The organism is Streptococcus sp. 2022WUSS037 (assembly GCF_044427225.1).
Classification (GTDB): Bacteria; Bacillota; Bacilli; order Lactobacillales; family Streptococcaceae; genus Streptococcus.
Window position 1 is genome coordinate 69,640 of the sequence record NZ_JAOTGJ010000006.1, and the last position, 8,539, is coordinate 78,178.

Below are 8,539 nucleotides of genomic sequence, written 5' to 3' on the forward strand. Positions count from 1 at the left end.
CAGATAGTTTCCAATAGACTTTAAGGATTGACTTTACAATGTTCATCACTTACCCTCTACGTCTTCTTGCAGCTGCAAGACCAAGACCAGATAATACTGCCACACCTGCGAGCGCCAATAGACTTGTTTGCTCCCCTGTGTTTGGCAAGGTCTTAGCTCGTTCGACACGTGAGTAGGTCACTTTTTCTCCAGTAGCTGTTTGTGTCACGGCTACACCTGCTTGTGGGTTCGTCACCACAACCTTACCATCAACAACCTTCACATCTTGACCTTTGTCAAGGGCTTGTTTGATGGCATCAATGTCAATTGCTAGTTTTGCGTCAGCAGTTGGTGCTGTTTTGGGTACTGCGACAACTGTTCCGTCTGGAAGAGTAGCAATAATGTTATCTTTTGCTTTGTCTTCAAGGTCTTTAACTGTTGCGTATTCTGCTTGAAGTTCTGCCAATTTAGCATTTTCTTCATTGAGTTTAGCAGTAACAGTTTCAAGTTTAGCTTGTGCAGTTTCAGCTTTAGCTTGTGCTTCAGTAAGGGCAGTTTGTTTTTCAACAAGTGTTGCTTTTGCGTCAGCAAGAATTGCAGGAGCATTCAAGTAACCGTTCAATTCTTCAGCAAGTGCTTTAGCTTCTTCAACCAAGCGGTCTTTTTCTGCAAGAAGTGCGTCACGTTCTTTGTTCAAGCTATCAAGGGTTGCTTGTTGGCTTGCAAGGTTAGCTTGTGCTGTTTTAAGTGCTTCAGCTTTTGCAGTTGCAGTAGCTTGTGCTGTAGCAAGTTCAGCTTTAGCAGTAGCAAGAGCTGCTTTCTTTTCAGCAAGATTTGCTGAGAAGTTGTCAACAGCTTTTTGTGCGTCTGCTTTGCGAGTTTCAGCGTTTTGAAGAGCAATGGTTGCAAGACGTAGATTATTTTCAGCAACTTGAGTTTGAATTGGAGTTGCAGTAGCATCAGCAAGAGTTTTCTCAGCCTTTGTTTTAGCTTCCAAAGCTGTAGCGTAATCTGAGCTTGCTTGGGTCAACTTAGCTTTTGCTTCATCAGATGCAGTTTGTGCTGCTGTAAGAGCTGCTTGAGCTTGAGTGAGTGCTGCTTGGAGTGTTGCTGGGTCATTTGGGTTGGTGATTGGGGTGCCTTCGTTTGTGAATGCTACGACCAACCAATAATTACCATTGATATTTGCAACAGCAATACCAATGTTATTTGCAAAGTTCAAGTTTGCTCGCAAGTGACCCCAGTTTGATGGTGCATCTGCAAATGATGTTCCCAATAGAGCATCGTATACTGCACGTTTCAAATCTTCTTCAGTTTGAATGGTTGGTTTTGAACCTAAACGGATTAGGTTTTCAACACCAGCACCGATGTGTCCATCTGTCAATGGGTTTGTTCCACGAGCTTCGTATTGGTTAGCACGTAATTGTGCTAAATCAATTGCAGCTTGTGTTACAGCGGTTGATGTTAATCCATTTAAACCTTGACGAATTTGAGCTAAACCTTGTACGTATAATTGTGAAGCTGAAATCTTTTGTTCATTTGTAAGATTATCAATATCAACAATTACTGTTTTGCTGTTTTTACCGATTGATACAGTTGATGTTTGGATTACATCAGCACCAGAATCAGTCATGAAGTCTGAGTCGCCTGACTCTTTATCAGCTTTGAATTGAGTCAAGTCTGCGATTGTAACAGTATCCACATTTGCAAGAGCGTCTGTTGCTGATTTGACAGCATCAGTAGCCTTAGTTACTGCGTCAGTTGTTGTTTTAACAGTATCTTGTGCAGTAGTCAATTTTGCTTTTGCTGTATCAACAGCGTCTGTTTTGACTGCAAGGTCAGTTGTTGCTGCATCAATTTTAGTTTGACGGTCTGCGTCTGCCTTTTTAGCTGTATCAACGGCTGTAGTAGCAGTTGTAACATTATCTTGTGCTGTTTTGACATCTTTAGTCGCTTGGTCAAGAGTTGCTTGAGCTTCCGCAAGACCAGTACCAGAAAGAGCATCTTGTGCTGCTTTTACATCAGCTGCTTTAGACGCTACTGCGCTATCTGCTTGGTCTTTTTCTGCTTGGGCAGTATCAACAGCAGTTTGAGCATCTGCAACAGCTTGTGTTTGTGCTGTGATTTCAGCATTGACTTCATCTGTTTCAGTAGCGTTAGCTTCTTGGTCAGCAAGGTTAGCGGTTTGGTCAGCTTGGTTTGCTGCAATGTTTTCAGGTGTTGCTTTAGTAGCGTTTGATTCTGCGTCTTTTACAGCTTGGGTTGCAGTATCAACAGCAGATTGTGCATTAGACACTTCTTGGTTAGCTGTATCTACTTCAGCTTGAGCTTGGCTTGCTTCAGTAGCAGTAGCGTCAACAACAGTTTGTTGTGCGTCAACTTCTGATTGAACTTCAGCAGCAGTTTTAGGTGCTTCAACAGCAGTAGTTTCTGTTGCTGGTGTTTCAGTTGCAACTGGTGTTTCAACGGTTGATGTCATCAATGATGCTTCAGCTTCTTCATAAGAAGAATAAGTTTCATTTGGTACAGATTTTACAATTTCACCTGTAGCATTGTTGACAGTTTGCCATTCACCAGTAACACGGTTTAATTGAATTCCATATTGTGTATTTGCTGACACGTTAGATGCACCAACGGTTGCAAGGGTGATAGCAGCACCTGTTGCTAGAGTTTTAAGTGTTTTTTTGTTCATGGATATCTCCTTATTATTAGGATAGGCTTGACTGTGAAATCAAACCTTGATATAGGCAGTATTAGCAAGCAATTCGTCAAGTATTTTAGCTTGCTTGTTATACTATTCTAACATTTTTTAGTGCAATCTTCAATACTTTTGAGATTTTTAAGGTGCAATATAGACTACTTATTATTTGTTCCTTTTCTCTTTACAATAGTAAGAAAAGGTGTAAAAGATGGAACAAGACAAACTACAAACATTTATTGCTAAAAGAATACGGTACTTAAGACTTCAAAAAAAGTTAAGTCAGGAAAAGCTTTCTGAACTCGCAGAACTTGGTTCGAAACATGTTCACAATATTGAAAATGGTAAATATAATTTTCAGATCCAAACCCTAAGTAAAATCATTAATGCTCTAGAGATAGATGAAAAAACATTTTTTAACTTTGAATTCCCAACACAAGATAAAGAAGTTGATAATGTCCTTAAACAAATAGAACAATTGCCCTCTGAGAAACGACATGATATTATTTCAGCTTTAAATACATTATTATCCAATATAAATAACCGCTAAGATACAAACATCCTAGCGGTTTTCTTCTATTTTATCCAATACTCAATAAAAATCAAAATCAAAATCAAACAAGCTCCAAAGGTTCGGGGAAACTTTGGAGCTTGGAGTTAGAGCGAACGTCTTCGGTTCTCCCTGAACAGATAGAACCCTATCCCTTTATTATTTGAGGGTAGGCTGTAAAGCTCCACTAGAGCTTTACGCTCATCAAATCAAGTCAACAAGGTTTGAGTTTGATTTTCGAAGAGTATTAGTCTAACAACTTAGCCAATTCCTGAGCCAAGAGTTGTTGTGCAACTTGTGGGTTAGCTTGTCCCTTGGTTGCTTTCATCAAGAAACCTGTGAAGGCCTTGTCCGCATTGCGTTTGCCAGACTTGAAGTCAGCTACGGCTGCTTCATTATCCGCAAAAACTTGGTGGATAATCGGAATCAAGACCGCAGGGTCTGAAATCTGTACCAAGCCAGCTTTCTCAACGTATGCCTTAGCAGAGCCGCCTTCTTTGGCCAAGTGAACAAAGACTTTCTTGGCAATCTTAGATGAAATAGTGCCATCCGCAATCAAGGCAATCATCTCCACCAAGTTTTCTGGTGTTAAGGCGATTTGCTCAATAGTCTTACCTTCAGCATTGAGGAACTGAGCCACCTCACCCTGCAACCAGTTAGAAACTTGTTTGGCATCGCCACCTGCTACCACTGCTGCTTCAAAGAAGTCAGACAGAGCCTTGGTAGACGTTAACTGACCAGCATCGTAGGCGGTCAAGCCCAAGTTTTCCACGTAGTGAGAACGGCGAGCCTTTGGAAAGACTGGCAATTCTGCACGCACTTCCTCAATCCAGCTATCATCAATCTCATAGAGCGGTAGGTCTGGCTCAGGGAAGTAACGGTAGTCGGCTGACCCTTCTTTGACACGCATGAGAATGGTTTCACCAGTAGATTCATCGTAGCGGCGAGTTTCCTGCTGGATTTGACCACCTGAACGCAAGATTTTCGCCTGACGTTCTACCTCGTGCTGCAAGCCCTTGCGAACATAGTTGAAGGAGTTGAGGTTTTTCAACTCAGTCTTGGTACCAAATTTTTCTTGACCATAGGGACGAAGGGAAATGTTGGCATCCACGCGCATAGAACCCTCTTCCATCTTCACATCTGAAATACCAGTGTATTGGATGATTTCCTTGAGAGCTGTCAAATAGGCATAGGCCTCTTCAGGCGAACGCATATCTGCTTCTGATACAATCTCAATCAAGGGCACACCCTGACGGTTGAGGTCCACATAAGAATAGCCGTCTGTCCCGTGGGTATTCTTACCTGCATCCTCTTCCAAGTGGGCACGCTCGATACGGATTTTCTTAGTCGTACCGTCTTCTAGCTCGATCTCAATCCAACCATTGTAGCCAATCGGCTCGTCAAACTGGGAAATCTGATAGGCTTTAGGGTTATCAGGATAGAAATAGTTCTTACGGTCAAAGTGCATGTCCTTGTGAATGTCCATGTTCAAGGCCAAGGCAGCCTTGATTCCCGCATCCACAACACCCTTATTAAGGACAGGAAGGACACCTGGGAAAGACCAGTCAATCACGTTGGTATTAGCATTTGGATCCTCACCAAAATGAGCAGATGAAGGTGAGAAAATTTTCGAGTTGGTATTCAACTCCACATGGACTTCTAGACCAATAATCGTTTCAAAGTTCATTAGTTAGCACCTCCAAAAATCACTGGTTGTTGCTTGTGGTAGTCTGTTGTCGCTTCAAAGGCAGCAGCCACTTGGTAAATGGTCTCTTCTGAGTATTTTGGACCAATCAACTGCAAACCGACTGGCAAACCTTCCACAAAACCAGCAGGAATGGAAATACCAGGGAGACCTGCCAAGTTTACAGGAATTGTTAACAAGTCCGCCAAGTACATGGCCACAGGGTCATGGTTGAGCGTGTCCAAACCAAAGGCAACGGTCGGAGCTGTCGGCCCCAAAATCAAGTCATAGTCCGCAAAGACTTTTTCAAAATCCTGGATAATCAAGGTCCGGACCTGACCAGCCTTCTTGAAGTAGGCATCGTAGTAACCTGATGACAAGCTAAATGTACCTAACATAATACGACGTTTGACTTCCTCACCAAAACCTTGGCTACGGGTTTTCACGTAAATTTCATCCAAGTTGGTCGCATCTTCTGCACGGAAACCATAACGGATACCGTCAAAACGTTGCAAGTTAGAAGAAGCTTCTGATGAAGCAATGATGTAGTAAACGGCAACCCCATACTTAGAATGTGGCAGGCTGACTTCCTCGATAATCGCCCCCAAACTTTCCAAATGCTTAGCAGCCTTGAGAATGGTTTCCTTGACCTGCGGATCGATCCCTTCTCCCATGTATTCTTTTGGCAGAGCAATCTTCATACCCTTGATGTCCTGACCAATCTTGCTAGTGAAGTCAGCAATTTCATTGATTGTTGATGTTGCATCCTTGACATCATGACCAGAGATAACATTGAGCAACTGGGCGTTTTCCTTAACTGTCTGTGAAAAGGGACCAATCTGGTCAAGAGATGAACCAAAGGCAATCAAACCAAAACGGGACACCGTTCCATAGGTCGGCTTCATACCGACGATACCATTAAAGGCTGCTGGTTGACGAATGGAACCACCTGTGTCAGAACCGAGTGACAAACGGACCTGACCAGCAGCAACTGTTGCTGCCGAACCACCTGATGAACCACCAGGAACTTTTGTCTGGTCCCAAGCATTTTTAGTCGGTTTGAAGGCAGAGTTCTCATTCGAACCACCCATTGCAAACTCATCCATGTTGGTCTTACCAACAACAATCATATCCTTTGCATAAGCTTGGGCAATAGAGGTTGCATCAAAAATTGGCTCATAATTGTAGAGCATTTTTGACGCTGCTGTGGTCAATATTCCCTTGGTTGAGATATTGTCCTTAACCGCCAAAGGAATCCCCGCCATGACATTGTCCACATCAATCCCCTTTTCATCAAGGGCAGCTGCCTGAGCCAAAGCCGCATCTTCTGTGATAGTCAAGAAAGCATCCACTGCTCCCTCACGGCTCTTAATGTCTTCCAAAGTTGCCTTGGTCAACTCAACCGCAGAAATCTCCTTTTTGACAAGGAGGTCATGCAATTCATCGATGGTTTTATTGTTAAAAGTCATTAGGCATCTCCTCCCCCGTCTAGAATAGCTGGTACCTTGATAAAGTTATCTTGTGATTCAGGCACATTTTTAAAGAGCTCTTCACGGCTCTCACCTTTTTGGGCAATATCTGCTCGCAAGACATTCTTACGGTCAGCCATAGTGGTCGTTACCGCAACACCTGTCGTATCCACTTCATTGAGCAATTCAACCATATCGACAATCTTGCTCAAACTTGTCGCAAATTCCGCTGTTTCTTGATCCGAAAATTCCAGCTTAGACAGCTTGGCAACGTGACGGACTTCAGCTTCAGAAATCTTCATTCTTACTTTCCTCCTAATGGAAATCTATCTTCTTATTATACCATATTTCCAGCCCCAGACAAAGGTAGAAATGACCTAATATGTTACCAATTTCCTCCTAAAAATCCGTTCTTTAAATTGCGAAGTATTCCTAATCTCACACCGTAAAACGATAAAAAACAGCAAGTTTCACCTAGCAATAAAACTTACTGTTTACTTAGCCTATCTTTTTTATGAGCTAATCCTTTGCATGTTTGCGGTATTTTTCCATTTTCCCTTTAAAAAGCTCCCCATTACTTGGTGCTGTATAGGAGACAGCATTGGCTCCAGCTTCGATAACCCGACGAATAGAGTCCTCAGTCGGACCACCAGTCGCAATAATTGGAAAATCAGGGAAAGCTTCTCGAATCTTCTTCACAACCCTTGGCGTTTCCATACCGCAAGAAACATTTAAAATATCTACTCCTGCTTTAATCCGTGAGGTTAAATCAGACTTTTCAGAAACAACTGTATAAATGATAGGAATATCCACTACTTTATTGATTGCCTCAATTGTTTTTACATCCGTTGGTCCATTTACCACAACAGCGTATGCTCCCTCCGACTCAGACAATAGACTCATATTAGCTGAACGCATACCTGTCGTCAAGCCTCCACCAACACCAGCCAAGACTGGAACTGACGCAACCAACATAATACTTTTGATAATAGCTGGACTGGGCGTAAATGGATAAACAGCCAAAATAGCATCTGCGTTGTGATTGGCAATAATCGACACATCCGTTGTAAATAAGACTGAACGAATGCGACGACCATAAATACGAATTCCACTACATTCCTTGATAACTTCTGGCATCTGAACAATATCCTGCCGTAAATCTGATAAAACAGATGGAATAAACTGTTCGCTCATCCGCAACCTCCTCTATACTAGCTACAATAATATATAGTATAACATATTATTTCATGGAAGAGACACAAAAACAATCCATTTTACCACTGCTTTCACAATAAAGTACTGTTTCAACAGATTTTTTTAAAAAAAGAGACAGCTTTCGCTGCCTCCCATTTCTCCGACCACAACAGTCTGTAGGACTATCTTAACGACGGATTTCTTTGATACGTGCTGCTTTACCTTGCAATGCACGTAGATAGTACAATTTAGCACGACGTACTTTACCGTAACGTACTACTTCAATCTTATCAACACGTGGAGTGTGGATTGGGAATGTACGTTCAACACCTACACCACCAGAGATTTTACGTACAGTGTACATTTCTGAGATGCCTTGACCTTTACGAGAGATAACAACACCCTCGAAAATCTGGATACGCTCGCGGTTACCTTCGACAACCTTAGCGTGAACACGTACAGTGTCACCAGGACGGAATGAAGGGATGTCAGTACGAAGTTGACCTTCTGTCAAACTTTGGATCAATGGATTCATTTTATTCTCCTATCTTTGTCAATCTTAGGTGCTTTTAAACCCAGCGGATAAACTGTATTTTTGTGCGTCCATTACACACAGACTATATTATACACCAAGTAATCACCTATGTAAAGCATTTTGATAAATTTATCATGGTCAATCATACCGCTTCTTTTATAGTCTTTTAGTTTACTTTTAGTACTAGGCAACGAGCTGCAGACAGTACTGGAGTACGGCAAAGCGAGTTAACGAAGTAATAAAAGAAAAACTAAATGACTGATATGTAAAGCCCTTTGTCAAGTAAAAACAATCGAACTGATAAAAAAATGAAAAGTATCTAGAAAGAGCCTAGTTCTTAGCTTCGGGCATTGGCCACTCTGATATTCGTGGATTGGTTACCTACAGGTCAATGGTTCTGCCGCGAGTCCTACTCTCTATAAGCGTGGAT

The 8,539-nt window shown here is 42.1% G+C and carries 7 protein-coding genes; 1 reads left to right on the forward strand and 6 read right to left on the reverse strand.

Translation table 11 applies throughout. The features are described from left to right. Positions 1-49: 49 nt before the first annotated feature. Positions 50-2,671, reverse strand: a complete 2,622-nt coding sequence (locus ODU55_RS04285) for an SEC10/PgrA surface exclusion domain-containing protein (protein WP_398581990.1) — start codon at positions 2,669-2,671, stop codon at positions 50-52. 217 nt (positions 2,672-2,888) lie between these two features. Between ODU55_RS04285 and ODU55_RS04290 the strand changes: the two genes are divergently transcribed. Further along, a complete protein-coding gene (locus ODU55_RS04290; protein WP_029186845.1) occupies positions 2,889-3,227 on the forward strand; it encodes a helix-turn-helix domain-containing protein in 339 nt (112 codons plus the stop codon). A 247-nt stretch (positions 3,228-3,474) separates the two neighbouring features. On the opposite strand, the gene gatB is transcribed toward ODU55_RS04290, so the two are convergent. The 5 genes from gatB to rplS form a co-directional block, all read right to left on the reverse strand. Then, positions 3,475-4,914: an Asp-tRNA(Asn)/Glu-tRNA(Gln) amidotransferase subunit GatB gene (gene gatB, locus ODU55_RS04295; protein ID WP_398581991.1), complete on the reverse strand. Its 1,440-nt coding sequence runs from the start codon at positions 4,912-4,914 to the stop codon at positions 3,475-3,477. Continuing rightward, on the reverse strand, positions 4,914-6,380 hold the full coding sequence (gatA, locus tag ODU55_RS04300; protein WP_398581992.1) for an Asp-tRNA(Asn)/Glu-tRNA(Gln) amidotransferase subunit GatA: 1,467 nt from the start codon (positions 6,378-6,380) through the stop codon (positions 4,914-4,916). Before gatA ends, gatB begins: the two co-directional genes overlap by 1 nt. Next, positions 6,380-6,682: an Asp-tRNA(Asn)/Glu-tRNA(Gln) amidotransferase subunit GatC gene (gene gatC, locus ODU55_RS04305; RefSeq protein WP_011921930.1), complete on the reverse strand. Its 303-nt coding sequence runs from the start codon at positions 6,680-6,682 to the stop codon at positions 6,380-6,382. The genes gatA and gatC overlap by 1 nt, the downstream gene beginning before the upstream one ends. A gap of 217 nt (positions 6,683-6,899) precedes the next feature. Then, positions 6,900-7,574: a hydrolase gene (locus ODU55_RS04310; RefSeq protein ID WP_012774968.1), complete on the reverse strand. Its 675-nt coding sequence runs from the start codon at positions 7,572-7,574 to the stop codon at positions 6,900-6,902. A 187-nt stretch (positions 7,575-7,761) separates the two neighbouring features. Next, the gene (gene rplS, locus ODU55_RS04315) at positions 7,762-8,109 is read right to left on the reverse strand and encodes a 50S ribosomal protein L19 (protein ID WP_011921928.1); all 348 of its coding nucleotides are present in this window, start codon (positions 8,107-8,109) and stop codon (positions 7,762-7,764) included. Between the last annotated feature and the right edge of the window lie 430 nt (positions 8,110-8,539).